Source organism: Pantoea sp. MBLJ3 (assembly GCF_000816655.1).
Taxonomy (GTDB): Bacteria; Pseudomonadota; Gammaproteobacteria; order Enterobacterales; family Enterobacteriaceae; genus Pantoea; species Pantoea eucalypti.
Window position 1 is genome coordinate 95749 of record NZ_JSUT01000011.1, and the last position, 25798, is coordinate 121546.

General features: G+C 56.2%; 25 protein-coding genes. 8 read left to right on the forward strand and 17 right to left on the reverse strand.

What is annotated here, in order from left to right:
- Positions 1–47: 47 nt before the first annotated feature.
- Complete coding sequence (locus tag NP77_RS16145; protein WP_003853069.1) at positions 48–1415, forward strand: L-serine ammonia-lyase; 1368 nt, start codon at positions 48–50, stop codon at positions 1413–1415.
- Between the two features lie 78 nt (positions 1416–1493).
- Here NP77_RS16145 and NP77_RS16150 read toward each other — a convergent pair whose 3' ends face one another.
- A complete protein-coding gene (locus tag NP77_RS16150; RefSeq protein WP_003853070.1) occupies positions 1494–1937 on the reverse strand; it encodes a helix-turn-helix transcriptional regulator in 444 nt (147 codons plus the stop codon).
- A 500-nt stretch (positions 1938–2437) separates the two neighbouring features.
- Here NP77_RS16150 and NP77_RS16155 point away from each other — a divergent pair, with 500 nt between their 5' ends.
- Positions 2438–2932 (forward strand): GNAT family N-acetyltransferase, encoded by a 495-nt coding sequence (locus NP77_RS16155; RefSeq protein WP_039660840.1) that lies wholly within the window; start codon positions 2438–2440, stop codon positions 2930–2932.
- A gap of 250 nt (positions 2933–3182) precedes the next feature.
- On the opposite strand, the gene ggt is transcribed toward NP77_RS16155, so the two are convergent.
- Complete coding sequence (ggt, locus tag NP77_RS16160; protein ID WP_033743311.1) at positions 3183–4934, reverse strand: gamma-glutamyltransferase; 1752 nt, start codon at positions 4932–4934, stop codon at positions 3183–3185.
- A gap of 207 nt (positions 4935–5141) precedes the next feature.
- Between ggt and NP77_RS16165 the strand changes: the two genes are divergently transcribed.
- Positions 5142–5423 (forward strand): DUF2756 domain-containing protein, encoded by a 282-nt coding sequence (locus tag NP77_RS16165; protein ID WP_003852222.1) that lies wholly within the window; start codon positions 5142–5144, stop codon positions 5421–5423.
- Here NP77_RS16165 and ugpQ read toward each other — a convergent pair.
- From ugpQ to NP77_RS16215, 10 genes are all read right to left on the reverse strand, one after another.
- Positions 5420–6163: a glycerophosphodiester phosphodiesterase gene (gene ugpQ, locus NP77_RS16170; RefSeq protein WP_003852221.1), complete on the reverse strand. Its 744-nt coding sequence runs from the start codon at positions 6161–6163 to the stop codon at positions 5420–5422. The two genes, NP77_RS16165 and ugpQ, sit on opposite strands and share 4 nt — an antisense overlap.
- Positions 6160–7233: a sn-glycerol-3-phosphate import ATP-binding protein UgpC gene (locus tag NP77_RS16175; protein WP_003852219.1), complete on the reverse strand. Its 1074-nt coding sequence runs from the start codon at positions 7231–7233 to the stop codon at positions 6160–6162. Before NP77_RS16175 ends, ugpQ begins: the two co-directional genes overlap by 4 nt.
- Before the next feature lies 1 nt (position 7234).
- Complete coding sequence (ugpE, locus tag NP77_RS16180) at positions 7235–8080, reverse strand: sn-glycerol-3-phosphate ABC transporter permease UgpE (protein WP_003852217.1); 846 nt, start codon at positions 8078–8080, stop codon at positions 7235–7237.
- Entirely contained in the window at positions 8077–8964 is an 888-nt protein-coding gene (gene ugpA / locus NP77_RS16185; RefSeq protein ID WP_003852215.1) for a sn-glycerol-3-phosphate ABC transporter permease UgpA, read from the reverse strand. Before ugpA ends, ugpE begins: the two co-directional genes overlap by 4 nt.
- A gap of 55 nt (positions 8965–9019) precedes the next feature.
- Positions 9020–10336 carry a sn-glycerol-3-phosphate ABC transporter substrate-binding protein UgpB gene (gene ugpB, locus NP77_RS16190; RefSeq protein ID WP_008926290.1) on the reverse strand — a complete coding sequence of 439 codons (1317 nt, stop codon included), beginning with the start codon at positions 10334–10336 and terminating at the stop codon, positions 9020–9022.
- Between the two features lie 618 nt (positions 10337–10954).
- On the reverse strand, positions 10955–11668 hold the full coding sequence (gene livF / locus NP77_RS16195) for a high-affinity branched-chain amino acid ABC transporter ATP-binding protein LivF (protein WP_008926291.1): 714 nt from the start codon (positions 11666–11668) through the stop codon (positions 10955–10957).
- A gap of 1 nt (position 11669) precedes the next feature.
- Positions 11670–12437: a high-affinity branched-chain amino acid ABC transporter ATP-binding protein LivG gene (livG, locus tag NP77_RS16200; RefSeq protein ID WP_003852209.1), complete on the reverse strand. Its 768-nt coding sequence runs from the start codon at positions 12435–12437 to the stop codon at positions 11670–11672.
- Positions 12434–13705 (reverse strand): high-affinity branched-chain amino acid ABC transporter permease LivM, encoded by a 1272-nt coding sequence (locus NP77_RS16205; protein ID WP_003852208.1) that lies wholly within the window; start codon positions 13703–13705, stop codon positions 12434–12436. The genes livG and NP77_RS16205 overlap by 4 nt, the downstream gene beginning before the upstream one ends.
- Complete coding sequence (gene livH, locus NP77_RS16210) at positions 13702–14628, reverse strand: high-affinity branched-chain amino acid ABC transporter permease LivH (RefSeq protein WP_008926292.1); 927 nt, start codon at positions 14626–14628, stop codon at positions 13702–13704. Before livH ends, NP77_RS16205 begins: the two co-directional genes overlap by 4 nt.
- A gap of 71 nt (positions 14629–14699) precedes the next feature.
- On the reverse strand, positions 14700–15827 hold the full coding sequence (locus NP77_RS16215; RefSeq protein WP_003852205.1) for a branched-chain amino acid ABC transporter substrate-binding protein: 1128 nt from the start codon (positions 15825–15827) through the stop codon (positions 14700–14702).
- Positions 15828–16222: 395 nt separating this feature from the next.
- Here NP77_RS16215 and panM point away from each other — a divergent pair, with 395 nt between their 5' ends.
- Complete coding sequence (gene panM / locus NP77_RS16220) at positions 16223–16618, forward strand: aspartate 1-decarboxylase autocleavage activator PanM (RefSeq protein WP_008926293.1); 396 nt, start codon at positions 16223–16225, stop codon at positions 16616–16618.
- A gap of 60 nt (positions 16619–16678) precedes the next feature.
- Here panM and rpoH read toward each other — a convergent pair whose 3' ends face one another.
- The 4 genes from rpoH to ftsY all read right to left on the reverse strand — a co-directional run bounded on the left by rpoH (position 16679) and on the right by ftsY (position 21120).
- Entirely contained in the window at positions 16679–17536 is an 858-nt protein-coding gene (gene rpoH / locus NP77_RS16225; protein WP_003852201.1) for an RNA polymerase sigma factor RpoH, read from the reverse strand.
- A gap of 239 nt (positions 17537–17775) precedes the next feature.
- Positions 17776–18759 carry a permease-like cell division protein FtsX gene (ftsX, locus tag NP77_RS16230; protein ID WP_003852199.1) on the reverse strand — a complete coding sequence of 328 codons (984 nt, stop codon included), beginning with the start codon at positions 18757–18759 and terminating at the stop codon, positions 17776–17778.
- The gene (gene ftsE, locus NP77_RS16235) at positions 18749–19417 is read right to left on the reverse strand and encodes a cell division ATP-binding protein FtsE (protein ID WP_003852197.1); all 669 of its coding nucleotides are present in this window, start codon (positions 19415–19417) and stop codon (positions 18749–18751) included. Before ftsE ends, ftsX begins: the two co-directional genes overlap by 11 nt.
- Before the next feature lie 5 nt (positions 19418–19422).
- Positions 19423–21120, reverse strand: a complete 1698-nt coding sequence (ftsY, locus tag NP77_RS16240) for a signal recognition particle-docking protein FtsY (RefSeq protein ID WP_039660842.1) — start codon at positions 21118–21120, stop codon at positions 19423–19425.
- Between the two features lie 232 nt (positions 21121–21352).
- Between ftsY and rsmD the strand changes: the two genes are divergently transcribed.
- On the forward strand, positions 21353–21952 hold the full coding sequence (gene rsmD, locus NP77_RS16245; protein WP_003852194.1) for a 16S rRNA (guanine(966)-N(2))-methyltransferase: 600 nt from the start codon (positions 21353–21355) through the stop codon (positions 21950–21952).
- A complete protein-coding gene (locus tag NP77_RS16250) occupies positions 21942–22214 on the forward strand; it encodes a DUF1145 family protein (RefSeq protein WP_003852192.1) in 273 nt (90 codons plus the stop codon). The genes rsmD and NP77_RS16250 overlap by 11 nt, the downstream gene beginning before the upstream one ends.
- A gap of 26 nt (positions 22215–22240) precedes the next feature.
- Here NP77_RS16250 and NP77_RS16255 read toward each other — a convergent pair whose 3' ends face one another.
- A complete protein-coding gene (locus NP77_RS16255; protein ID WP_039660845.1) occupies positions 22241–22597 on the reverse strand; it encodes a DUF2500 domain-containing protein in 357 nt (118 codons plus the stop codon).
- Between the two features lie 145 nt (positions 22598–22742).
- On the opposite strand from NP77_RS16255, the gene NP77_RS16260 reads away from it, so the two are divergent.
- Together NP77_RS16260 and NP77_RS16265 are read left to right on the forward strand one after the other, a co-directional pair.
- On the forward strand, positions 22743–23372 hold the full coding sequence (locus NP77_RS16260; protein WP_003852187.1) for a lysoplasmalogenase: 630 nt from the start codon (positions 22743–22745) through the stop codon (positions 23370–23372).
- A gap of 95 nt (positions 23373–23467) precedes the next feature.
- On the forward strand, positions 23468–25753 hold the full coding sequence (locus NP77_RS16265) for a zinc/cadmium/mercury/lead-transporting ATPase (protein ID WP_039660846.1): 2286 nt from the start codon (positions 23468–23470) through the stop codon (positions 25751–25753).
- Positions 25754–25798 lie beyond the last annotated feature (45 nt).

Consider the following 25798-nt stretch of genomic DNA (forward strand, 5'->3'; position numbering starts at 1 on the left):
CATACTGGTCAGCGCCTCTTTCATATTGCAATCCGCATGGGTGAATCATGATTAGCGTTTTCGATATTTTTAAAATCAGCATCGGGCCATCCAGTTCGCATACGGTGGGCCCCATGAAAGCGGGTAAACATTTTGTTGATACGCTAAAGGAAAAAGGCCTGCTGGATAGTGTGAGCCGGCTGGTCGTGGATATTTATGGCTCTCTTTCCCTGACGGGAAAAGGCCACCATACAGATATTGCGATTATTCTCGGCCTGAGTGGTTATCTGCCTGACACGGTAAATATCGATCAGATCCCCGCCATCATTCGCGACGTGAATACGCAGCAACAGTTACGTATCGAAGAAGGGCACCGGGAGATTGCCTTCCCGGTGGCAGAGTGCATACGCTTTCACAGCGAGTTTCTGCCGTTACATGAAAATGGCATGAGCATAACCGCCTTTTGTGATGGAAAAAGCGTTTACACCCAGACCTATTATTCTGTCGGAGGCGGCTTTATTGTCACCGAAGACGATTTTGGTAAAAGCCTGGATAGCGAAATCGATATTCCCTTCCCCTTCTATTCCGCCCGTAACCTGCTGGCACATTGCCATAGCAATAACCTTTCGGTTTCGGCCGTCATGATGAAGAACGAGATAGCGCGTCATGGTCGCCGTGAGGTCGAAGAGAACATGGCACAACTGTGGCAAACCATGCGCAATGCGATAACACGTGGCATCAGCACTGAGGGCGTCTTACCCGGTCCGCTGAAGGTGCCACGGCGGGCTTCTTCCCTGCATCGCATCCTGGCGCCACTGAGCCAGTCCATTAATCCCCTGAGTGCCATGGATTGGGTGAATATGTTCGCGATGGCAGTGAGTGAAGAGAATGCCGCTGGAGGACGTGTGGTCACCGCACCCACCAATGGCGCATGCGGGATTATTCCGGCGGTACTGGCTTATTATGATCGCTTCATCAAGCCGGTAACGCCTGAACTCTATATGCGCTATTTCCTCACAGCAGGCGCAATCGGCATTCTTTATAAGATGAATGCGTCGATTTCTGGCGCTGAAGTCGGCTGTCAGGGAGAGGTCGGCGTGGCCTGTTCCATGGCGGCGGCGGGACTGGCTGAACTGCTGGGGGCCGATGCGGAGAAAGTCTGCATCGCCGCTGAAATTGGCATGGAGCATAATCTTGGTCTGACCTGCGATCCCGTAGCGGGTCAGGTCCAGGTGCCCTGTATTGAGCGGAATGCGATTGCTGCCGTCAAAGCCATTAACTCAACCAGTATGGCGATGTACCGCACCAGCGATCCCAAAGTGTCACTGGATAAGATTATCGAAACCATGTTTGAAACCGGCAAAGACATGAACGCCAAATACCGTGAAACCGCCCGCGGCGGTCTGGCGATCAAAGTGGCGATATGTGAATCGTAACGATCTGAAAACCGCTGGCTGTGAGGCTGGCGGTTTCTTCATTGCTCCGGTTTTGCTGAAGATGGGCTTTGAGCAGGATTATTTTGATTCGTTTTCGCGGGGCAGACTGGACCAGACCATACTCCGCATTTCAGAGGAGGTGTACCACTCATTTATCGTTGCGCTGACAGACTGCTCAGCAACAGCTTCAGTGTTATTCGCCGCCGGTGACTGGCTGCGCTGTTTTTTTCGGATGCGAATACGTGCAGGTGGCGAGTCGGTAAACTGCGCATTAAAGGTTCGCATATGAGAATCGGACAAAATGGACTCCAGCTGATGCAACCGTCCAAGACCCCGCAATATTCCTATTAAGGTGCTCAGCGTAACGGACTCACCTAACTCTGCCCGTTTAATGGTGGCCGTACCAACGCGTGCACGTTCAGCCAGTTCAATCTGAGAGATCCCAAGCTGCATACGGGTTTCTTTAATTCTGCAGCACAATTCAGCAATTATTGCGCCATCGGAAAGAGTATTAAAACGCATAGCAATATCTCATTGCGGGATATACAGAATAAATTATTGAGTAAACCCGCCGGCAAATAAAGAAGATAATTTTAAAATAACAGCACCTGCATCAAAGTAAGTTATTTATTAACAAAGTAAGCGATGAAATATAACCTTCAGGCTTTATTTTTATTGAATTATGGCTATGTCTGAAAAGGGGCGAAAAGGGAAACCTGTTCCGCTGTCGGTCAGGCTCATATTACCGGCTTAAAACCAAATGATGAGTGAGCTTACCGCCTCTCTTTTCCAGTCAGTGAGTGGCAGGCAAAAAAAAGCCAGCGGATAAGCTGGCTAAATAATACTGGAAGCAATGTGAGCAATGTCGTGCTTTCTCAGACTGTCGATGACTGCCCGGGAACGCATGACAATAATAATCATTATCATTCGTATCTGTAAAGCTGTTTTCACGTTTTTTTCGCTTGATTATTGTGGTGAATACCTTGATGTTTAAAGGGTTTTTATCGGCAAAAGGAGAGCACATGAGTGACATCGTTATCCGCCACGTTACGCCAGAAGATGCCGCTGCACTGCACAGAATTTATGGTCAGCCAGATACTCAGGCCAGCACATTGCATCTGCCTCACGCATCCCTGCAGATGTGGCATGCCCGTCTCGCTACGCCACAGCCCAATGCGCATCTGCTGGTCGCCTGTATCGACGAAGAGGTTGTTGGTCAGTGTGCGCTGCACGTAGAAGATCGCGCCAGACGCCGTCACGCTGCCTCTTTAGGGATGGGCGTGGATGATCGCTACCGGCAGCGCGGCGTCGGCACGGCGCTGATGCGTGAAATGGTCTCGTTGTGCGACAACTGGCTGCAGGTGAGCCGGATGGAGCTGACGGTGTTTGTCGATAATGGCCCGGCCATCGCCCTTTATCAGCGTTTCGGTTTTGAGATTGAGGGAACGGCTAAAGGCTTCGCTATGCGACACGGTGAACTGATCGACGCGCATTATATGGCGCGGGTTAAAGCCTGACGATTGGAAGCATAAAGGGCACCGAAGGTGCCCTTTATGCTGATAAACCTGCCAGGATTCGCTGTCAGTTAGCGCCTGCGCAGGAAACAGGGTCAGATCGGAAAGATGCAAAAGCTGTCATCCATGACACGCTCGGCCCGCGCCGTCCTGCCGCGGGACGCTTTCCTCTTCTGACCCAGTTCCCTGCACATTGAGCTTATTTATTGCTGTCAGATTCACCTGGGTTTAGGTTTGTCAGCAGTCCTGGAAATTAATAACCCGCACTCAAATCATCAATGCTACGCGGATCAGACGCGCCATACAGCATGCCATCCGGCCCAATCATGATGCTCTGCGTACTGCCCATCGATGGCAGCACCTTCACATGCTGACCTTTGGCTTCCAGCAGACGCAACGTATCAGGACTGAAGCCCTTCTCCACTCGCAGCTGGTCCGGCAGCCACTGATGATGGAAGCGCGGCGCGTTAGTGGCTTCCGCCACATTCATCCCGAAATCGATACTATTTACCACCATCTGCAACACCGTAGTGATAATGCGGCTGCCGCCAGGACTGCCGGTGACCAGCCAGGTTTTGCCGCCTTTGGCGACGATGGTTGGTGACATCGATGACAACGGACGCTTCGCCGGTTGCACCGCATTCGCCTCACCGCCCACCAGTCCGTAGACATTTGGCGTGCCTGGCTTGGCAGAGAAGTCATCCATCTCGTTATTCATCAGGATGCCGCTTTTGCCCGCCACAATTCCGCTGCCGAAATAGGTGTTCAGCGTGTAAGTCACCGCAACCGCATTTCCCTGCTTGTCGACCACCGAGAAATGGGTCGTCTGATTGCTTTCATAAGGTTCGAGCTTGCCGGGTTTGATCTCACTGGAAGGCCGCGCCTTCGCCACATCGATCTGCTGCGCCAGGCTTTTAGCATAGGCTTTACTGGTCAGCGCCTGCCACGGCACCTTCACGAAATCGGGATCGCCGAGATATTCCGAGCGGTCCGCGTAGGCATATTTTTCCGCTTCAGCCATCACCTGCATGGCGTCAGCACTGCCAAAGCCCATCTTCGCCAGATCGAAGTTCTCCAGGATATTCAGAATCTGCACGATATGGATACCACCGGATGAGGGAGGCGGCATTGAGAAAACTTCATAGCCACGGTATGTCCCGCTGACGGGCTTACGCTCGACCGCGCGATAGGCTGCCAGGTCAGCTTTGTTGATCAGGCCGCCGTGTTGCGCCATCTCTCCGGCAATCTCATCTGCAATTTCACCTTTGTAAAAGGCATCCGGTCCCTGACGGGCAATCAATTGCAGGCTGTGCGCCAGGTTCTTCTGCACCAGCCGGTCACCCTTCTGCCACGGCGTGCCGTCCGGTTTATAGAAGATCGCTTTGCTGTTGGGATGGGTAATCAGGACCTCTTTACCGTAGGTTTTCAGGTCATCCGCCAGTGCGTCATTGACCGGAATACCGTCACGCGCCAGTTTGATCGCCGGTGCCAGCAGAGTGCTCAGCGGCAGGGTGCCATATTTCTGCGCAGCCAGCGCCAGTCCGGCCACAGTGCCCGGCGTACCTGAGGCAAGATGTGATGTCAGCGACAGCTTACTGTCGGCATTACCCTGCTTATCCAGGAACATATCGCGCGACGCGTGGCCCGGTGCCATTTCACGGAAATCAATAGCCGTCGCGCGTCCCGATGCGGTGCGCAGCAGCATAAACCCGCCGCCGCCCAGATTGCCTGCCTGCGGATGGGTCACAGCCAGCGCAAAGCCCACAGCGACCGCGGCATCCACTGCATTCCCGCCCTGACGCAGGATCTCCACGCCGACCTGGGTTGCCATCGCATCCACCGACGCCACCATGCCGTGCTGCGCTTTTACCGGATGAAAGGTGTCACTGTCCACGCCGTAAGAGACCGGCGGTGCCTGAGTGGGTGCGGCGTTCGCCCCTGCCACCACGGTGAAACTCATCACCAGCGACCAGCTAAGCTGACGCACTGTTTGCTGCATTTTCATCCTGCCACCATCCCGTATAGTTATTTACATTTTTTTATCATTTCTGCAAGTCTCTACAAATACAGCAAAATAACCGGGGTTAAGTCAAATCAGGAATACATCTGAAAGTAAGGTCTGTGATATCGGGTAAACTTATGGATGCGACCCTGATATCGGGGTGCGCGATTGTGCACCCAAAACCCTGTCGCGTTTACGGAAGGAGGAGTGATGAAAAAGTGGATAATTGTTTTAGCGGCCCTGCTGCCATTCGCCAGCCAGGCGAACACGCTCAACAGCACCAATGATCCCAATAAACCGGGCTATAACCCGAGCCAGCAGCGGATGCAGTCGCAGATGCAGACCGATCAGCAGCAGCAGCAGCTGAAGCTGCGCCAGGATCAGCAGCGTCAGACGCAGGATATGCAGCGCAAAATGCAGGAACAGCGAAATAGCGCCCAGCAGCGGGTTATTACCTCGCAGCCGGGCCAGCAGAATCAAAACCAGAACTAATGAAAATCGGGGCCAATGATGTCGATGCTGTCAGTACAGATGGCATCGACGCCCCATTTCAGCAATTCCCGCGCCCGATCCGGGTTGTTCACGGTATAAACCAGAATTTTCAGTCCGGCCGCTTTCAGTTCGGCGACCCGCTCAGCGGTCAGCACCTTGTGATTCAGATGGATCGAGACGCAGGCCAGCGCTGTTGTTTTTGCCTGCCACTCGGGATCCCAGCTGTGCGACAACAGACCACGCGGCAGTTGTGGTTCGGCCTGCATTGCTGCCTCCAGCGCCTCAAACGAGAATGAAGAGAGCAACGGCGCGGTCTGTCCCTGCCACAGGATTGCGGCTGCCTGCGCCACCGCACGTCCGGTTTCGGCATCACTGCCGGTGGTCGGTTTGATTTCGATGTTTGCCATCATCTGATGCTGACGGCAGCGTGCTGCCACCTCATCCAGCCGCGCCAGCTTCTCGCCGGTAAACGCCTTATCAAACCAGCTGCCTGCATCGAGCTGCGACAGCTTCTCCCAGGGCAACTGACCTGCCACGCCCCAGCCGTTGCTGGTGCGATCCAGTGTGTCGTCATGCAGCAGGAAGATTTGGGCATCCATTGATAATTTAGCATCAAACTCAATCATTTGATGGCCATATTTTGCACCCGTGTCGATGGCTGCCAGGGTATTTTCCGGTGCCAGTTTACCGCCGCCGCGATGAGCGACGATGCGGGGATAAGGCCAGTGTTGTGTGCTCATTCCAGACGCTTTCCATGGGTTGAATCGAAGAAGTGTAACGCATCTGACGGCAGATGCAGCCACAGCGTACTGCCTGGCTGCGGCCGTTCGCTGTGGGCTAAGCGTACCACCAGTGGCGTCTCCCCGATGCGACCATGTGCCAGATTATCGGCACCCAGCATCTCCAGTGTATCGACCCGCAAAGGCACGCCGCCCTGCTCGCGGCTACTGAGTTGAATATGCTCTGGCCGGATGCCCAGCACCACCGGGCGGTTAGCCCATTTCGCTTTTGTGTCGCTGAGTGGCAGCGCGTGTGAGGCATCAAGCTGGAAGCGCGAGCCGTCACTGCTGAACTGTCCTTTCAGCAGGTTCATGGCGGGCGCACCGATAAACGAGGCCACAAACTGGCTGGCCGGACGTTCATATACGTCGACCGGCGTGCCAAGCTGCTCGACCACGCCTTTGTTCATCACCATCACCCGCTGTGCCAGCGTCATCGCCTCGACCTGATCGTGCGTCACATAGAGACTGGTGGTCTGTAAGCGGCGGTGCAGCTGCTGCAGCTCCAGCCGCATCTGCACCCGCAGGCGGGCATCAAGATTCGACAGCGGCTCATCGAACAGAAACACCGCCGGTTCACGTACGATGGCGCGACCCATCGCCACGCGCTGGCGCTGACCGCCCGAGAGTTCGCGAGGCCGACGCATCAGCAGGTGATCCAGTTCCAGGCTGCGCGCTGCGTCCAGCACCCGCTGGCGAATCTGCTCTTTGCCCATGCCGCGGATTTTCAGGCCATAGGCCATGTTCTCCTCCACCGACATGTGGGGATAAAGCGCGTAATTCTGGAACACCATCGCAATGCCGCGATCTTTTGGCTCTTCCTGAGTGACGCGCCGGTTGTCGATGTAGATATCACCGGAGCTGACGCGCTCCAGTCCGGCTACCATGCGCAGCAGCGTCGATTTACCGCAGCCGGATGGCCCCACCATCACCATAAACTCGCCGTCATTGATGGTGACGTTCAGCGGCTGAATGATCTGATTTTTGCCATCGTAGGACTTGGTTACTGCCTGAAGGGTTACGCCTGCCATCTTATTTCTCACTCTCAACCAGACCGCGCACAAAGGCACGCTGCATGACTAACACCACCACCAACGGCGGGATCAGGGTTAATAACATTGCCGCCATCACTTCATTCCACTGGGTCGGCGATCCACTGGTGGAGATCATACTTTTGATCCCCGCCACCGCTGTGCCGAGGCTGGCGTCATTGATGATCAGCAGCGGCCAGAGATACTGGTTCCAGCCGTAGATAAAGGTGATGACAAACAGCGCCGCCAGATTGGTTTTCGACAGCGGCAGAACAATGTCGATAAAGAAGCGCATTGCGCTGGCACCGTCGATACGCGCCGCTTCTACCAGCTCATCCGGCAGCGACATAAAAAACTGACGGAACAGGAAAGTCGCGGTGGCCGACGCCATCAGCGGCAGAGTTAATCCGCTGTAGCTGTCGAGCATATTAAGGTCGGCTATCACCTGCACCGTGGGGAAGATACGCACTTCAACCGGCAACATCAGGGTGATGAAGATCAGCCAGAAAAAGAGCGTGCGCAGCGGAAAGCGAAACCAGACCAGCGCAAACGCCGACAGCATTGAGACGGTAATTTTGCCGAAGGTGATACCCAGCGCCATGATCATGCTGTTGAGCAGCATCAGGCCAAACGCTGGTCCGCTGCCGTTGACGCCCTGCGTCCAGATGCGCGAGATGTTCTCCCACAGGTGCGTGCCGGGCACCAGGGTCATCGGCACCTGATAGACCGCCTCGTTATCCAGCGTTGCCGCCACAAAGGCGACATAGAGCGGAAAGAGGATAGTGAGCACGCCCAGCACCAGCACGATGTGGCTGAAGATATCCAGCCCGCGTCGATTCTCAATCATTGGTATTGCACCTTACGTTCAACAAAGCGGAACTGAAGCACCGTCAGCCCGATCACCAGCAACATCAGCACCACCGACTGCGCCGCGGAAGAGGAGAGATCCAGACCGGTAAAGCCTTCGCGATAGATTTTGTAGATCAGCGTGGTGGTCGCCTGCACCGGCCCGCCGCCGGTTGCGGCATCGATCACCGGGAAGGTATCGAAGAAGGCGTAGATCAGGTTCACCACCAGCAGGAAGAAGCTGACCGGCGTGATCAGCGGCAGTGAGAGGTTGAAGAAGCGACGCACCGGTCCGGCACCGTCGATGGCAGCGGCTTCCACCAGCGATTTAGGGATAGACTGCAGTGCGGCAAAGAAAAACAGGAAGTTGTAGCTCATCTGCTGCCAGATCGAGGCCAGCACCACCAGGAACATCGCCTGACCGCTGTTCTGCGCGAAGTTCCAGTTGTAGCCGACGTGGTTCAGCAGGTAGCTGAACAGACCCAGGCCAGGGTTAAACAGAAACATCCACAGCACCGCAGCCACCACCGGCGCAACGGCGTAAGGCAGTAGCAGCAGGGTCTGATAGAGGCGGCGGAGTCGTACCACATAATCCACCAGCGCCGCCAGCAGCAGCGAGAAGACCATGCCAAACACCGTGACCATGCCACTGAATTTTATCGTGGTCCAGAAGGAATCCAGATAGTAAGGATCGGCAAATAGCCGTCTGAAGTTTTCCAGCCCGACAAAGCTGCTGGAGATGCCAAAGGGATCGAGGCTTTGCAGCGAGTACCACAGCGCTTCACCCGCAGGCCAGAGAAAGAAGATGGCGGTAATCAGCAGTTGCGGCAGTACCAGAAGATAGGGCAACAGACTGGTGCGAAAGACCGGACGGGATGAAGACATGGCATACCTGGCGTCAGAAAGAGCGGGCCAGCCTGAGCGGGCCCGCAGGAAGAGATTACTTCACCTGCTGCTGAAAGCGGCGCAACAGCTCGTTGCCGCGTTTCACGGCGTTATCCAGTGCGCTTTGTGGCGACTGTTTGCCGGTCCAGACACTTTCCAGCTCTTCGTCGATCACGGTACGAATCTGCGGCATATTGCCCAGACGCATGCCTTTAGTGAAGGGCAATGGCGGCTTGTTCATCATCTGGCGAGTGGCGATATCCGCACCCGGATTTTTGTCGTAGAAGCCCTGCTGTTTCGTCAGCTCGTAGGCGGCGGTCGTAATCGGCAGATAGCCGGTTTTCTGGTGCCATTCCGCAGCGATTTCCGGTTTAGCCAGGAACTGCATGAACTCAGCTACGCCTTTGTACGTTGCTGCATCTTTGCCTTTCATTACCCACAGGCTGGCTCCGCCAATCAGGGCGTTCTGTGGCGCATTCGGTACGGTGTCGTCATACGGCATCATGCCAACGCCGAAGTTGAATTTGGCGTAGTGACGGATATCGGCCAGCGAACCGGATGAGGCAGTGGTGATACCGCAATCGCCGTTGTAGAACTTGGCGGTGGATTCATCTTTGCGACCAAAGTAGGTGAAGTCCCCTTTCTTGTTCATCGCTTCCAGCAGTTCGATATGACGAACCTGCACCGGCTTGTTGAACTCCAGCACCGCATCGAGTCCGTCAAATCCGTTGTTTTCCGTCGCGACCGGCAGAGCATGCCAGGCACTGAAGTTTTCAATCTGGATCCAGCCCTGCCAGCCGCTGGCGTAGCCACAGCTCATGCCCGATTTACGCAGTGCGGCGGCATCTGTCGCCAGCTCCTGCCAGGTTTTAGGCGGCTGGTCCGGGTTCAGGCCCGCTTTTTTAAAGGCGTCTTTGTTGTAGTAGAGCACCGGTGTCGAGCTGTTGAACGGCTGAGAGATCAGCTGACCTTTGCTGTCGCTGTAGTAGCCCGCCACCGTTGGCACGAACTGTTTTTCATCGAAGGGAATGCCGGCGTCTTTGAATACCTGATGCACCGGCACAATCGCCTTTGAGGCCATCATGGTCGCCGTACCGACTTCATAGACCTGCAGCACCGCTGGCGCTTTGCCGCTGCGCACGGCCGCAATCCCTGCTGCCAGGCTCTGCTCGTAGTTACCTTTGTAGGTCGGAACAATTTTGTAATCGGGATGCGTCTCGTTAAAACGCTGTGCCAGCGAATCCACTTCTTTGCCAAGCTCGCCTTCCATGGAGTGCCAGAAAGGGATCTCAGTGGCGGCCATGGCATGGCTGCAGAGCGTCAGACCGAGCAGCGCGCTCATCAGGCTACGACGAAAGGTAACGACGGACATAGAATTTTCCTGTGCAGGTAAATACGCGTGAAATCACGGATTTCTGTTTCGCGAAGTAACATGACACGGGGAAATGACGGATTAATAACAGGGAGATGACAGCAGGATGACAGGCGAAAAAGAGGAAAAGCGGAGCAGCTAACTATTGTTGAGATTGTTGACAAAGTCTGGCTTGGTTGCTTTAAGACTGTGCCCTGCGCAGAGAACACGGTCAGATCGGAAAGACGCAAAATCCGTCATCCATGACACGCTCGGCCCGCACCGTCCATGGCGCGGGACGCTTTCCTCTTCTGCCCGTGTTCCCTGCGCGTTAAGTTTATGTGTTGCGGCCAGATTCACCTGATTTGAGTTTGTCAGCAGCCTGAGCTGCTATACATCATTATTACGTCGAATTTATTACCAGAAGCTGCAACGGCCTCTGGCAATGGCAGAACTTGCCCCTACTTTCAGGCAAATTTGAAGGCCGTCGGCACCACCACCCACACCGACACTCAAGGCCGTCGGCGTCGCAGGCAGTTCGGCACCGGCCAGCGCACAGCATCCGGAGCGTACTGAAGTACGTGAGGAATGCGAGCACTGCCCGGTGTCGAAATGGCAAGTAAGCCAGGCCTCTAAACCTTAAGCGCCGAGGTAAGCGCTGCGGACGGCTTCGTTGGAGAGTAGCGCTGCACCTGTGTCTTCGAGCACCACATGCCCGTTCTCCAGCACATAGCCCCTGTCCGCCAGCTTCAGCGCCTGGTTCGCATTCTGCTCCACCAGGAAGATCGTCATCCCCTCGCTACGCAGTTGCTCAATAGTGTCGAAGATCTGCTGAATAATGATCGGTGCCAGCCCCAGTGACGGCTCATCCAGCAGCAGCAGTCGCGGCTGGCTCATCAGTGCACGGCCAATTGCCAGCATCTGCTGTTCGCCGCCTGACATGGTGCCAGCGCGCTGGATTTTACGCTCTTCCAGACGCGGGAAGAGTTCATAAACGCGTTTGATCCGCGTCAGATAATCCGGACGGCTGGCAAAAAAACCGCCCATCGCCAGGTTCTCTTCCACCGTCATGCGCGAAAACACCCGCCGGCCTTCCGGCACGATGGCAATCGCTTCACGCATAATGCGCGCCGTTTGCCAGTCGGTGATAGCTTTGCCATCAAAGGTAATGGTGCCCTGCGTGGCGCGTGGCTCACCGCACAGCGTACCCAGCAGCGTGGTTTTTCCGGCGCCGTTAGCGCCAATCAGGGTAACGATTTCGCCCTGATTGATATAGAGGCTGACATTGTGCAGCGCCTGAATTTTGCCGTAGTGGGCGCTGACGTTCTCAATGGTTAACATCGCATTTGCCATCTCAGGCCTCTCCTAAATAGGCACGGATGACATCCGGATTATTACGAATCTCTTCCGGCGTTCCGTTAGCCAGCGGCGTTCCCTGATTAACCACATAAATACGGTCAGAAATGCCCATCACCAGCTTCATATCATGTTCAATCAGCAGCACTGATACCTTGTGTTCGCCACGCAGCTCCGCAATCAGCGCATCCAGCTCGTGGGTCTCTTTAGGGTTAAGGCCTGCTGCCGGTTCATCCAGCATCAGGATCTCCGGGCGCGTCACCATGCAGCGTGCAATCTCCAGCCGACGCTGCTGACCATAGGCCAGATTGCCCGCCTGACGGTTAGCCAGCTCCAGCAGACCGACCCGCTCCAGCCAGGTCGCCGCGCGATCCAGCGCCTCGCTCTCACTACGGCGAAACGCAGGTGTTTTTAGCAGGCCGGAAAACACGCCGCTTTTCAGGTGCTGATGCTGAGCGACCAGCAGGTTTTCAATTACCGTCATCTCACGGAACAGACGCACATGCTGGAAAGTACGCACAATGCCCATCTGCGCAATCTTCTGACCCGTCAATCCTTCCAGATGCTGTTCACGCAGTTTAATCGTGCCGCCAGTGGGCTTATAAAAACCGGTCAGGCAGTTAAACACGGTGGTTTTACCGGCACCGTTAGGGCCAATCAGCGAAACGATCTCCTGCGGCCGCAGCTCCAGTGCCACATTGTTCACGGCTAACAAACCGCCGAAGCGCATCATCAGGCCTTCAACGGCTAATAAAGGCTGGATCATGCCTGCTCTCCTTTTTTACCGGTTCTGAGCTTCAGATGCGGACGCTTCATCGGCAATAATCCCTGCGGACGCCAGATCATCATCAGCACCATCAGGCCACCCAGCACCAGCATGCTGTATTCATTCAGATCACGCATCAGCTCGCGCGACACCACCAGCAGAATGGCCGCCAGAATCACTGCAAACTGCGAACCCATTCCGCCCAGAACCACAATCGCCAGCACAAAAGCCGATTCGACAAAGGTAAAGGACTCCGGGCTGACAAAGCCCTGGCGCGCAGCAAACAGCGTGCCCGCGAAACCAGCAAACGCGGCACTGATGGTAAAGGCGGTCAGCTTGATGCGGGTCGGGCTCAGGCCCAGTGAACGGCAGGCAATCTCATCCTCACGCAATGCTTCCCAGGCACGGCCCAGCGGCATCCGCAGCAGCCGGTTGATCACGAACAGCGTCAGCACCACCAGCAGCAGCGCCACCAGGTAGAGATAAATCACGCGGTCGCTGGGATCGTATTTCAGGCCAAAGAAATCGTGGAAGGTGTTCCAGCCCCCTTCAGAGACTTTGCGGCCAAACTCAAGGCCGAACAGTGACGGTTTGGGGATCTGCGCAATGCCATTGGGACCGCCGGTAATCGCCGTGTTATTCAGCAGCAAAATACGCACAATCTCGCCGAAGCCCAGCGTGACGATCGCCAGATAGTCTCCGCGCAGGCGCAGCACCGGAAAGCCGAGCAGCAGCCCGAACAGCGCCGAGACAATGCCCGCCAGCGGCAGACACTCCCAGAAGCCGAGACCAAAATAGTGGTTCAGCAGAGCAAAGGTGTAAGCGCCAATGGCATAGAAGCCCCCATAGCCGAGCACCAGCAGCCCCGACAGGCCGACCACCACATTCAGGCCCAGACCGAGCATCACGTAGATCAGCGTCAGCGTGGCGATGTCTACCGTGCCGCGCGACACGAAAAAGGGCCAGGCCACCGCGACCAGGATCAGCGCCAGCATAAACAGCTTCTGCTTCGGCGTTGAGCCGTCGATGCCAGGCAGCACCAGCGCCGGACCGGAAATCTTTTTCAGACCGCGCTGCCAGAACGGACGCAGCAGCTGAAACAGAAAGACCACGGCACAGCCGACGAAAATCCAGTTCCAGCGCACGTCGCCCGCGCTCTGCACCACCAGTCGGGTGCCGTCGAGGCCGAGACGCATGCCCATAAAGAAGCTGGCCAGCACCAGCAGCATGACAGAAGAGAGCAGCGCGTTGATAAAGGAAGATTTCATACTTTCTCAACCTCCGGGCGACCCAGAATCCCGGTCGGCATTACCAGCAACACCACGATCAGCAGAGCAAACGACACCACATCTTTGTATTCCGTGCTGAGATATGCGGAGGTCAGTGCTTCAGCAATGCCCAGAACCAGGCCGCCAATCATCGCGCCCGGAATACTGCCAATGCCGCCCAGCACGGCAGCGGTAAAGGCTTTCATGCCCGCCATAAAGCCGATGAAGGGGTTGATGGAGCCGTAGAACTGGCCCAGCAGCACGCCCGCTACCGCCGCCATGGCAGCACCAATCACAAAGGTCAGCGAGATGACGCGGTCGGTGTTAATTCCCAGCAGGCTGGCCATTTTCAGGTCTTCAGCGCAGGCGCGACAGGCGCGGCCCATGCGGGAATAACGGATAAAGGTGGTCAGCGCCAGCATCGCCAGGAACGTCACCACCCAGATCACAACCTGCATGGTAGAAATTGTGGCGGCAAAACCGTTGCTCTCGCCTACCGTCCACTGTCCGGTGATCAGGCTCGGCAGCGCCAGGTCGCGTGAACCCTGCGTCAGGCTGACGTAGTTTTGCAGAAAGATCGACATGCCGATGGCGGAGATCAGTGCGATCAGACGCTTCGACGATCGCACCGGCTTATAGGCGACGCGCTCTATGCTCCAGCCGTAGGCGCTGGAGATCAGTATCGCCATCACGAAGCCAGCGGCAATCATCAGCCAGCCCGTGTCGATACCCATCATCATCAGGGCGGCAATCACGATAAAAGAGACATAGCTGCCGATCATATAGACTTCGCCGTGGGCGAAGTTGATCATGCCGATAATGCCGTAAACCATGGTGTAACCAATGGCGATCAGCGCGTAGGTGCTGCCGAGAGTGACCCCGTTAAGCATCTGCTGAATGAAATAAAGAAACTGCTCGGACATAGTGAAGACCTGCATGAGAACGGGAAAATCCTCTGCCGACGCGGCAGAGGATTGGTCTGTCGATGGAACGATTACTTAACTGCGGTAGACGAACCGTCTTTGTGCCATTTGAATACGCCGAACTCGAAGCCTTTCAGATCGCCTTTCTGATCCCAGCTCAGGTTGCCCATCACTGTTGGTACCGGCTCACCGGTTTTCAGGTTTTTCGCGATCGCGTCTGGCTCGTCGCTCTTACTGCGTTCGATACCCGCTACCAGCGACTGGATTGCCGCATAAGTGGTCCAGACGAACGGGCCGGTCGGATCCTTGCGATTCTGTGCGCTGTTGGTTTTGATGGCCTCAACAATCGCCTTGTTCTCCGGCAACTGGTCGTAGCGCTTCGGCAGCGTCACATAGATACCTTCTGATGCATCACCCGCGATATTGGAGAGTGAAGCGTTACCCACGCCTTCCGGTCCCATAAAGCCCGCTTTCAGGCCAGCCGCTTTCGCCTGACGCAGAATCTGACCCATTTCCGGGTAGTAGCCACCGTAATAAACGAAGTCGACGTTCTCTTTCTTCAGGCGCGTAATCAGCGTAGAGAAATCTTTATCGCCTGCAGTGATGCCTTCAAACAGCACCACGTTGCCGCCTTTCGCTTTCAGCGTTTTCTGTACTGATTCCGCCAGACCCTGACCATACTGCTGCTTGTCATGCACCACGGCGATACGCTTAGGCTTGATCTGATCAAGAATATAGTTCGCGGCAGTCGGGCCCTGATCGGAGTCCAGGCCGGTTGTACGCATAATGGTTTCGTAACCGCGTGCCGTCAGCTCCGGTGCCGTGGCTGCCGGGGTAATCATCAGCACACCTTCATCGTTATAGATGTCGGACGCAGGCTGGGTAGAAGAGGAGCAAAGATGGCCGATAACGTATTTAATGCCGTCGTTAACAACCTTGTTTGCCACCGCCACGGCCTGTTTCGGATCGCAGGCATCGTCATACTCTACGCCGACCAGCTTGTTGCCGTTTATGCCGCCTTTGGCGTTAATGTCCTTAATCGCCTGCGCGGCACCAGTGAACTGCATATCACCGTACTGCGCGACCGGGCCAGTTACGGCACCAACGATAGCGATTTTAATGTCGGCAGCCAGGGCGGCGTGGCTCATTGCCAGCGCAACGCAACCCGCCAGTAATGCGCGGCCTTTACTCATTTTCATGCGGACTTCCCCATCTTGTTGTGACTGTGAGTTGTGGTTTGCTGTTGCTACCGGATAAAGCCGAAAAATGATGTTTATGAATGGCTTAGCGCACTTTTCCGGTATTTTTTGATAATAAGGCTTTATTTTTCAGGTTATTAAACAGGAATTTTCTTCTTTAAATCAACTGACATATTCAGAATTGACTGAGTGAAACAGCATAATACACTGGAGGCAATGGCCGGTTTTTCACCATTTTGCCAGCGCGTTGTGCTGGATTGATCGTCTGATTTCCCTGTTTACAACTATCATCCTGGCATCCAGGCCATCTTTTGACCTGTTTTATTGATGAAAATGTGGTGGCACTCTGGTTGTATACTTTCGCTGCACTTTCCCCTATTACAGAGGTTTTTGTTATGAAGCTCACTATTCAGCGTTTAACCACGCTGACCGCGCAGGACCGCATCGATCTGGGCAAAGTCTGGCCGGATCTGGAGATTGAAAAACTGGAGCAGCACCTGGATGAGCGTCATCGTCTTTATGCCGCACGCTTTAACGATCGGCTGCTGGCGGGTCTGCAGCTGGAAATCTCAGGGATGCATGGCAAGGTCCACCGGCTGACGGTGCGCGATGTCACCCGGCGACGCGGTGTGGGACAATATTTGCTTGAGGAGACGATCAGGCAGAACGGGTCGATATCAGACTGGTGGATTGCCGATGATGGCAGTGACGATCAGCAGGTGCGGGCGGCATTTATGCAGGCGTGTGGTTTCAGGGCTCAGAGTGATGGGTGGATACTGGCGGTAGAGTAGCCTGACGCAGAAAACAAAAAGGGCGACATCATCTGTCGCCCCTTGAGGTGTCGAAGTGCGTTACGCTTCGATCGCCATACGCAGTTTCTTCATGGCGTTCTTTTCCAGCTGCCGGACACGTTCCGCTGATACGCCGTATTGATCGGCCAGCTCCTGCAGCGTGGTTTTATTGTCTTCATCCAGCCAGCGGGCGCGAATGATGTGCTGACTGCGCTCATCCAGACCTTCCATCGCATAGCTCAGCTTGTCAGCGGCATGCGCGTCCCAGTTATCCTCTTCAATGCCGTCAGCAAAGTCAGAGGTTTTATCCTGGAGATAAAGCACCGGCGCCATCGAACGGCCTTCGCTGCTCTCATCGTCGGCAGACATATCAAAGGTCATGTCCTGCGCGGCCATACGCGATTCCATTTCACGCACATCTTTGCTGCTTACGCCCAGCTCACGCGCAACCATCTCGACTTCGTCCTGATTGAACCAGCCCAGACGCTGCTTGGTTTTACGCAGGTTAAAGAACAGCTTACGCTGTGCTTTGGTGGTCGCGACTTTCACGATACGCCAGTTACGCAGCACGTATTCGTGAATCTCCGCTTTAATCCAGTGCACGGCAAATGAAACCAGACGCACGCCCACTTCAGGATTGAAGCGACGCACCGCTTTCATCAGACCGATGTTGCCTTCCTGGACCAGGTCAGCCTGTGGCAGACCGTAGCCGGAGTAATTACGAGCGATATGAACTACAAAGCGTAGGTGAGACAGGATCAGCGTCTTTGCTGCTTCCAGATCGCCCTGGTAATGCAGCCGTTCAGCCAACGCTTTTTCCTCTTCAGCCGAGAGCATCGGCCAGGTATTCGCAGCCCGGACGTAAGACTCCAGGTTGCCAAGAGGAGCAATAGCTAAAGTTTGCATTTCTTTGGTCATTCAAACCCTCACAAATTTAGTGGAATTGCCGCACATTTCCCTGCGCAGACGATACATTACGTCAACGTCGCGCGAAATCCGAAAGCAATCTGTGCTACTTAGAGTGCTAAAGTTATCCACAAGTTCAATTATAGCGGTGAATATTTTACACACAGATGACAGGAAGGGAAGAGGGAGAAATCCTCTGCACCCACCATCGGTAGCAGAGGACCATTATAACAAAAAAATGTTGCAGGCGTTTACTGCGGCGTAAATCGACGTAAATGTTGTACCGTTGCCAGCCACGCAGCCACCCAGCCGATGATTGCTGCAATCAGTAACAGCAGCAGCGCCTCATCCCAGGAGAAGCCTTCCAGCGAGAAGGTGGTTCCAAATACGGTCGCCACGCTGGCGACGACAGACTGGAGACGCAGCACCAGCACTTCCGACAGCAGCAGCGACAGCACCGCGCCGCTGAACCCCAGCAGCGCCCCGCCGTAGAGGAAAGGACGCAGGATAAAGCCGTCAGTCGCACCAATCAGCTTCTGCACGTTAATCGTGTCGCGTCGGGCAAAGATACTGAGACGAACACTGTTACCGATCACCAGGAACACCGCCACGATCATCAGCACACCAATCATCGACGCGATTTGCCCCACCAGTCCGGTCAGTGCGGCCAGCCGCGCAAACCAGCTGTCATCCATCCGCACTTCATCCACGCCCTGCACTTTGGTGACCCGATCGCGCAGGCTCTGCATGGTGTCAGAGTTCTGGAAATTGAGTTTCGGCGTAATGATGGCTACCGCAGGCAGCGGATTCTGCTCCAGCATATCCATTGCGCCGCCAAAGCCTGACCAGTTGCGGAACTCATTCAGCGCCTCTTCCCGTGTCAGGTAGTTAACGTTATCCACGCCTTCGACCTGCTTGAGCTGCGCCACGACGTTTTCTGCTGCCGTGTCATCAAGCGTTTTGGAGAGATAAACGGTTAACTGCGGCGCCGGATACCATTGCGTGGCCGCCTGGCTAACGTTTTTCCACACCATGTAGCAGACGCTGGGCAGCGTCAGGGAGATGGCAATAACCATCACCGTCAGCAGCGTGGCCAGCGGCTGACGCCACATGTCTGAGAGCGTACCACGCAGTGCATAGCGCCACTGCTCCTGCCAGCCGCCCTTCAGCGCTTTACTCTTCGATGGCTGCTTCGCTTTCGGTGCAGCCGGACGTTTAATGCGTTTATTGACCATCGTGGCCTCCGTGCAGACGTCCCTGATTCAGCGTCATCATCCGGTAATTACGCCGGGCGATCAGGCCGCTGTCATGCGTCGCCATCAGAACGGTGACGCCAACGCGGTTAAACTCTTCGAACAGGCGCAGAATGTCTTCTGACAGCGCGTCATCAAGGTTACCGGTCGGTTCATCTGCCAGCAGCACGGCTGGCTTGTTCACCACCGCCCGGGCGATGCCCACACGCTGCTGTTCACCACCCGAAAGCTGAATCGGATAACTTTTCGCTTTGTCGAGCAGGCCGACTTTATCCAGCGCCGCCGAGACGCGACGACGGATATCTTCGCCGCTGGCACCGGAAATAATCAGTGGGATAGCCACATTGTCGTAAACAGAGCGATCCATCAGCAGGTGGTGATCCTGGAAGATCATGCCAATCTGACGACGCAGGAAAGGCACCTCACTGTTGCGCAGGCGGGAAATGTCATGGCCGCTGAACCAGATTTTTCCGGCACTCGGGCGCTCAATGCCACAAATCAGCTTCAGCAAGGTACTTTTACCGGCACCGGAGTGGCCGGTCAGAAACGCCATTTCGCCAGGACGCAGACGGAAATCTACTCCCTGTAGCGCCTGACGTCCGCCGAGATATGCCTTACTGACCTCTTCAAAGCGAATCATCCTAATTAGTCCTCTCGGGCAAACAATGCCTCAATAAAATCTTCCGCCTTAAACGGCCGTAAATCTTCAATGCCTTCACCGACGCCGATGTAGCGAATCGGAATACCGAACTGATCGGCCACCGAGAAGATGACGCCGCCTTTAGCGGTGCCATCCAGCTTGGTGAGCGCGATACCGGTCACGCCAACCGCTTCGTTAAACAGTCGGGCCTGGCTGACCGCATTCTGTCCGGTGCTGGCATCCAGCGTCAGCATCACTTCGTGTGGCGCTGAATCATCCAGTTTTTTCATCACGCGGGTGATTTTTTTCAGCTCTTCCATCAGGTGCGATTTGTTCTGCAGACGACCGGCCGTATCAGCAATCAGCACGTCAACGCCGCGCGATTTCGCTGCCTGAATGGCATCGAAGATCACCGACGCCGAATCTGCACCCGTGTGCTGAGCAATCACAGGAATGTTATTACGCTGGCCCCACACCTGCAGCTGCTCAACCGCCGCTGCACGGAAGGTATCACCAGCCGCTAACATCACCGTTTTGCCTTCGGCCTGATACTGGCGCGCCAGCTTACCGATGGTCGTGGTTTTACCCACACCATTGACGCCAACCATCAGGATGACAAACGGCGTTTTGCCTGAGACTTCCAGTGGCGCATCCACTTTTGCCAGAATCGAGGCCATTTCCGCTTTCAGCAGGCCGTAGAGCGCTTCGGCGTCACGTAGCTGCTTGCGGTTTGCCTGCTGAGTAAGATGGGTAATGATGCGGCGCGTGGTATCCACACCGACATCCGCAATCAGCAGCTGCTCTTCCAGCTCATCAAACAGGTCATCATCAATCTTTTTGCCACGGAACAGACTGATAAAACCGGAACCGAGGTTCTGACGGGTTTTGACCAGGCTGCGCTTCAGGCGGGCAAAGAAGCCCTCTTTGCTGGGACGTTCCTGCTCCTGCACGATGAGTGGCGCGGCGGCCAGCGGAAGATCGCTGACGGTGTCGGATAATGTGTCTGCCGGTTCCGCGTCAGTGACGTCGGCTTCGCCCAGTGCCAGCGCGGTCAGCTCTTCTTCGGTCAGCGGTGATTCCGCTTCACTGTGAGAGATTTCAGCGGTGGGTGCGTCATCCCGTGCCAGCGCGGCCAGCCCTTCGTCGTTTAATGGCGCGTCTGCTTCACTGTGTGGCGTTTCAACGATCGGGGCGTCGCCCAGTGCCAGCGCAGTCAGCTCTTCGTCGCTTAATGGCGCGTCTGCTGATGCGTCCGGGATTTCAATGATCGGAGCATCGCCCAGCGCCAGCGCGGTCAGCTCTTCTTCGCTTAACGGCGCGTCTGCTGATGCCTCGTCCGCGATCGGCGTGACCACGTCGTCGGCATCAATAACCGGCGTCGCGTCATGTTCAGGTGCGGAGACGTCCAGTAATGCTTCAGGATCGGCCTCAATTGGCTCAGCCTCATCGAGCACCGCCGGTGCTGATTCGTGCGGCGCTGCCGCGGTGACGTCTGCCTCACGCTGCTGTTCGGCCACCGTTTCGGTGATAGCGACAGTCTCTTCCGCTTGCGCTTCAGCCTGGCTTAATGCCGGCGCTTCCTGTTCAGTCTGCTGTACGGGTTCTGCGACCTCGTGTGTCTGCTCCTCCGCTACAGGTTGTTTCTCTTCCTCTTTGCCAAATCCCAGCCAGGAAAAAAAGCCACGTTTTTTCTCTTTTGCCATTGTGTGACGACACTCCTCGATGGCTTTGTCCCGGTCGCGCGTGGTTTCCAGGGGTAAATCAATGAAAGTCGGTCAGCGCCAGACCGGCGTAAACCGCAGAATAATGCATGACTTCAGCAACTCAGTAGTCTAACACTTTCCAGCCAGCTCACCACAGCACCCTTTTTTAACGTTTCTTCTCACCGATTCGCCCGTTAAACTACGCAACAAATTATGACGAGTTGTGAGCAAGATGAATAAAAACCCCCGCAGTACAGGCGGTGCCGGGCAGATTCGCATCATTGGCGGCCAGTGGCGCGGACGTAAATTGCCGGTGCCGGACAGTGCCGGACTCCGCCCGACCACCGATCGGGTGCGTGAGACACTGTTTAACTGGCTGGCCCCGGTGCTGCCAGAGGCGCGCTGCCTCGACTGCTTTGCCGGTAGCGGTGCATTAGGGCTGGAGGCGCTATCGCGTTACGCGGGTTCGGCTACGCTACTGGAGCTGGAACGGCCTGTGGCACAACAGCTGACAAAAAATCTGCAGACGCTGCGCGCGAGCAATGGCACTGTGATTCAGACCAATGCGTTAAACTGGCTGGCACAGCCGGGTACCCCGTTCGATGTGGTGTTTATTGATCCGCCGTTTCGTCAGGGATTGCTGGAGCAGACGTTGCAGTTGCTGGAACAGAATCACTGGCTGGCCGACCAGGCACTGATTTACGTCGAAAGTGAAGTGGAAAATGGCGCACCACCGGTGCCGCCCGAGTGGGATCTTTATCGCGAGAAAATAGCCGGACAAGTGGCTTATCGTTTGTATCAACGTCAACAGGAGACGCAGGATGTTACTTAATTTGGGGCGTCTGTTGATGCTATGCGTGTGGGGATTTTTACTGGCTAACCTGGTTCATCCCTACCCGAAACCGCTGACTTATTTTATCAACGTTGCGCTGATTTTCATGATCCTGATGCATGGCCTGCAGCTGGTTTTACTGCGCACCACGCAGACCAAAGATGCGCCGCCAATTGACCGCGTCACCCAGGCCAAAGTGTTTCTGTTCGGGGTGTTCGAACTGGTCGCCTGGCAGAAGAAAAACTTCCCACGCAAGAAATAGTGCCGTGCGGGCGCCATGCCCGCCGGTCACTGCAGGGGCGTGAAGCTGATAAAGCGCGTGCCCTGCATCTTCAACTCGCCTCTCGCGCCTTTATCCAGCTGATGATATTCCGCCTCTTTCAGCTGCACCTTGATGTCGCTGGCCCCGTTCAGTGGATGAAACAGCACCTCATACCGCATCTCTTCTCCGGCGATCACCTCACGCTGCCGTGAACGGCGATTGGGAGAAGGAAATTCACGTTTAGTTTTGACCTCGGCCTGCAGAGAACGCACCGGTGAGGCATCATTGACCGCCACTTCACGGCGTTGCTTAATGAACTGACGGGTCGCCAGCACGGCGATTATCGCCAGGACAATGATAAAGATTAGCGGCGGTTTGCTCATAGTGCTCTTGTGCCTGCGGGGAAAATTAATCAGGCGGTAAAGCATACAACCAGAGTTGACCGATTGTCACATCTCAGGGGCTTAACCTAAACTGGAAGGGATATTTTGGGATCTTTCACCACTTTGAGTAAAAAAGGGAGAAACAATGCTCTGGTCTTTCCTCGCTGTACTTTTCTCCGGCTGGCTCTATGTCGACGCCACCTATCGCGGCCCTCAGTGGCAACGCTGGCTGTTTAAACCGGTCACACTGCTGCTGCTTGTCGGGCTGGCCTGGCAGGCGCCGGTGCTGCAGACCACGGACTACCTGATTCTGGCCGGTCTGGTCGCGACACTGGTCGGTGATGCGTTAACGCTGCTGCCGCGTCAGCAGATGCTCTATGCCGTCGGGGCTTTCTTCCTGTCGCACCTGCTTTATACGCTCTGCTTCGCCGCCAGCATGACCATGACCTTCTTCTGGCCGATTCCGCTAACGTTGCTCATTATCGGTGCCGCCCTGACTGGCATCATCTGGAGCCGACTGGAAGATCTTCGCTGGCCTGTCTGTACGTTTATCGGCATGACGCTGGTGATGACCTGGATAGCGACCGAGCAGTACTTCTTCCGTCCAACTGATTACAGCTTCTCTATCATGGTCGGTGCCGGCCTGCTGCTGCTGGCAAACGCCGTCTGGTTTATCTCGCACTATCGCCGTCGCTTCACCGCTGACAGCGCGATCGTCGCCGCCTGCTACTTTGCCGGTCATTTTATGATCGTGCGCTCATTGTGGGTCGTCTGAGAAAATAGCCTTGACTCTGGAGTTCACTCCAGAGTGTAGGATAGCGGGATGAGCCGGGTTGCTCATCCCGCTTTTTTTTACACTCTGGAGGTCATATGCATCAACATCACGCCTGTGGCTGCGGCAAACCGCGTGCCAGCCACGCCGCAGCGAAACCGCTGTGCCAGGTTCGTCAGGCCCGTCCCCTCTCCCTTTCTATTCATGCTGCTACACCCGTAACGGCGGATACAGCGGGCTGTTGCTGTGACAGTAACAGCAGCCCTGGCAATGACGCCGACGCCGCTGAGGAAAGTGACCGGCGAGGCTCCTGGCCCTTTAGCTGGCAGGTCAGCGGGATGGATTGCCCGAGCTGCGCCCGCACCATTGAAACCGCCGTCCGTCAGGTAAAAGGCGTGACCGACGCCCGCGTGCTGTTCAGCAGCGAAAAGCTGGTCGTCAACGCCGATCAGGATGTGCAAAACGCCGTTGTACAGGCGGTGAAAAAAGCCGGTTTTCAGCTCGCCATTCCATCAGCCTCGTCACCCGCCACGGCAGCCACTCCGGGCTGGCAACAGAACCGGATGCTGATTTTGCTGGCATTGCTGGTACTCGTCAGCAGCGTCGTCAGCCAGTTCGCGCCCGCCTGGGGCGATCGGCTGTTTGTGCTGACCACGCTGGTCGGCCTGATCCCGGTCGCGCGCGGTGCATGGCAGCGCATTCGCAGCGGATCGCCTTTTACCATTGAGACATTAATGACACTGGCGTCAGCCGGTGCGCTGATTATTGGCGCGCACGCTGAAGCCGCGATGGTGCTGGTGCTGTTTCAACTGGGCGAACAGCTGGAAAGCTATGCCGCTTCCAGGGCGCGCAGCGGCGTCACCAGCCTGATGGCCTTGCGGCCTGAGTCGGCTATTCGCCTTGAACAGGGCAAACGTCGTGAAGTACCGCTGGCGGCGCTGCAACCCGGCGATGTGATTGAAGTCGCGGCGGGCAGCCGCCTGCCGGTCGACGGCCGTTTAATCAGCCCGCTTGCCAGTTTCGATGAGAGCGCGCTGACCGGAGAATCATTACCGGTCACGCGGGCTAGCGGCGAAAAGATTCTCGCCGGTGCCACCAGCGTGGATCGGCAGGTAATGCTGGAAGTGGTGTCGAAGCCGGGTGAAAGCGCGATTGACCGTATCCTGCAGCTGATTGAGGAGGCGGAAACGCACCGTGCGCCGGTAGAACGCTTTATCGATCAGTTCAGTCGCATCTATACGCCACTGGTGATGCTGCTGTCGCTGCTGGTGATGGTGGTGCCGCCCCTGCTTTTCGCAGGCGACTGGCAGCCGTGGATCTACAAAGGTCTGACGCTGCTGCTGATTGGCTGCCCCTGTGCGCTGGTGATCTCCACGCCCGCCGCGATTACCTCCGGGCTGGCAGCGGCGGCGCGACAGGGCGCGCTGATTAAAGGCGGTGCGGCGCTGGAGCGGCTGAGTTCGCTGCGCAGAATGGCGTTTGATAAAACCGGCACGCTGACGCTGAGCAAGCCACAACTGACGCAGATCCTGCGATTTGGCGAGGCCAGCGAATCAGAGATGCTGGCGCTGAGTGCCGCTGCGGAACAGGGTGCGACCCATCCACTGGCCAGCGCTATCGTGGCGGCCGCGCAGGCGCGTGAGCTGGTGATTCCTGACGCGCTGGATCAGCAGGTGCAGGCCGGACGCGGTATCCGTGCGCAGGTCTCAGGCCAGCAGATTCAGCTGCTGACGCCAGGCCATGCTCCCGGTCTGACGCCGCAGCAAAATGCGCAGATAGCGCAACAGGAAGCCGAAGGTGAAACGCTGGTAGTGCTGATGCGCGATGGCGACGCGCTGGGTGCGCTGGCCCTGCGCGATCAGCTGCGCGACGACGCCGTGGAGGCGTTAAAGGCGCTGAAAAAGCTGGGCATTGAGAGCCTGATGCTGACGGGTGACAATCCTCGCGCCGCAGCAACCATTGCCCGTCAGCTCGATATCGATTATCGCGCCAGCCTGCTGCCCGCCGATAAGGTGGCGGCCATCCGTGAACTGAGTCAGCAGCAGCCGCTGGCGATGGTCGGAGATGGTATTAACGACGCCCCGGCGATGAAAGCGGCGACGCTGGGCATTGCCATGGGTAGCGGCACTGATGTCGCGCTGGAAGCGGCCGATGCGGCCCTGACGCGAAATCAGCTCAGCAATCTGGCCCCGATGATTGCGCTGGCACGCCGGACACGGCGCATCATCCGCCAGAATATCGGTATTGCGCTGGGTCTGAAGGCGATTTTCCTGGTCACTACCCTGATGGGCCTGACCGGACTGTGGCTGGCGGTGCTGGCAGATTCCGGTGCGACCGCGCTGGTCACTGCCAACGCCTTGCGGTTACTGCGTCGTCGCGCCTGAGTGTGAGGCTTCTGATCGATGAGTAAAGTTAACGACGGCCCGAAC

Excerpts from the sequence above, each read along its gene's own strand:
- NP77_RS16145 (WP_003853069.1), top strand. The coding sequence starts at position 48 with ATGATTAGCGTTTTCGATATTTTTAAAATCAGCATCGGGCCATCCAGT.
- NP77_RS16150 (WP_003853070.1), bottom strand. The coding sequence starts at position 1,937 with ATGCGTTTTAATACTCTTTCCGATGGCGCAATAATTGCTGAATTGTGC.
- NP77_RS16155 (WP_039660840.1), top strand. The coding sequence starts at position 2,438 with ATGAGTGACATCGTTATCCGCCACGTTACGCCAGAAGATGCCGCTGCA.
- ggt (WP_033743311.1), bottom strand. The coding sequence starts at position 4,934 with ATGAAAATGCAGCAAACAGTGCGTCAGCTTAGCTGGTCGCTGGTGATG.
- NP77_RS16165 (WP_003852222.1), top strand. The coding sequence starts at position 5,142 with ATGAAAAAGTGGATAATTGTTTTAGCGGCCCTGCTGCCATTCGCCAGC.
- ugpQ (WP_003852221.1), bottom strand. The coding sequence starts at position 6,163 with ATGAGCACACAACACTGGCCTTATCCCCGCATCGTCGCTCATCGCGGC.
- NP77_RS16175 (WP_003852219.1), bottom strand. The coding sequence starts at position 7,233 with ATGGCAGGCGTAACCCTTCAGGCAGTAACCAAGTCCTACGATGGCAAA.
- ugpE (WP_003852217.1), bottom strand. The coding sequence starts at position 8,080 with ATGATTGAGAATCGACGCGGGCTGGATATCTTCAGCCACATCGTGCTG.
- ugpA (WP_003852215.1), bottom strand. The coding sequence starts at position 8,964 with ATGTCTTCATCCCGTCCGGTCTTTCGCACCAGTCTGTTGCCCTATCTT.
- ugpB (WP_008926290.1), bottom strand. The coding sequence starts at position 10,336 with ATGTCCGTCGTTACCTTTCGTCGTAGCCTGATGAGCGCGCTGCTCGGT.
- livF (WP_008926291.1), bottom strand. The coding sequence starts at position 11,668 with ATGGCAAATGCGATGTTAACCATTGAGAACGTCAGCGCCCACTACGGC.
- livG (WP_003852209.1), bottom strand. The coding sequence starts at position 12,437 with ATGATCCAGCCTTTATTAGCCGTTGAAGGCCTGATGATGCGCTTCGGC.
- NP77_RS16205 (WP_003852208.1), bottom strand. The coding sequence starts at position 13,705 with ATGAAATCTTCCTTTATCAACGCGCTGCTCTCTTCTGTCATGCTGCTG.
- livH (WP_008926292.1), bottom strand. The coding sequence starts at position 14,628 with ATGTCCGAGCAGTTTCTTTATTTCATTCAGCAGATGCTTAACGGGGTC.
- NP77_RS16215 (WP_003852205.1), bottom strand. The coding sequence starts at position 15,827 with ATGAAAATGAGTAAAGGCCGCGCATTACTGGCGGGTTGCGTTGCGCTG.
- panM (WP_008926293.1), top strand. The coding sequence starts at position 16,223 with ATGAAGCTCACTATTCAGCGTTTAACCACGCTGACCGCGCAGGACCGC.
- rpoH (WP_003852201.1), bottom strand. The coding sequence starts at position 17,536 with ATGACCAAAGAAATGCAAACTTTAGCTATTGCTCCTCTTGGCAACCTG.
- ftsX (WP_003852199.1), bottom strand. The coding sequence starts at position 18,759 with ATGGTCAATAAACGCATTAAACGTCCGGCTGCACCGAAAGCGAAGCAG.
- ftsE (WP_003852197.1), bottom strand. The coding sequence starts at position 19,417 with ATGATTCGCTTTGAAGAGGTCAGTAAGGCATATCTCGGCGGACGTCAG.
- ftsY (WP_039660842.1), bottom strand. The coding sequence starts at position 21,120 with ATGGCAAAAGAGAAAAAACGTGGCTTTTTTTCCTGGCTGGGATTTGGC.
- rsmD (WP_003852194.1), top strand. The coding sequence starts at position 21,353 with ATGAATAAAAACCCCCGCAGTACAGGCGGTGCCGGGCAGATTCGCATC.
- NP77_RS16250 (WP_003852192.1), top strand. The coding sequence starts at position 21,942 with ATGTTACTTAATTTGGGGCGTCTGTTGATGCTATGCGTGTGGGGATTT.
- NP77_RS16255 (WP_039660845.1), bottom strand. The coding sequence starts at position 22,597 with ATGAGCAAACCGCCGCTAATCTTTATCATTGTCCTGGCGATAATCGCC.
- NP77_RS16260 (WP_003852187.1), top strand. The coding sequence starts at position 22,743 with ATGCTCTGGTCTTTCCTCGCTGTACTTTTCTCCGGCTGGCTCTATGTC.
- NP77_RS16265 (WP_039660846.1), top strand. The coding sequence starts at position 23,468 with ATGCATCAACATCACGCCTGTGGCTGCGGCAAACCGCGTGCCAGCCAC.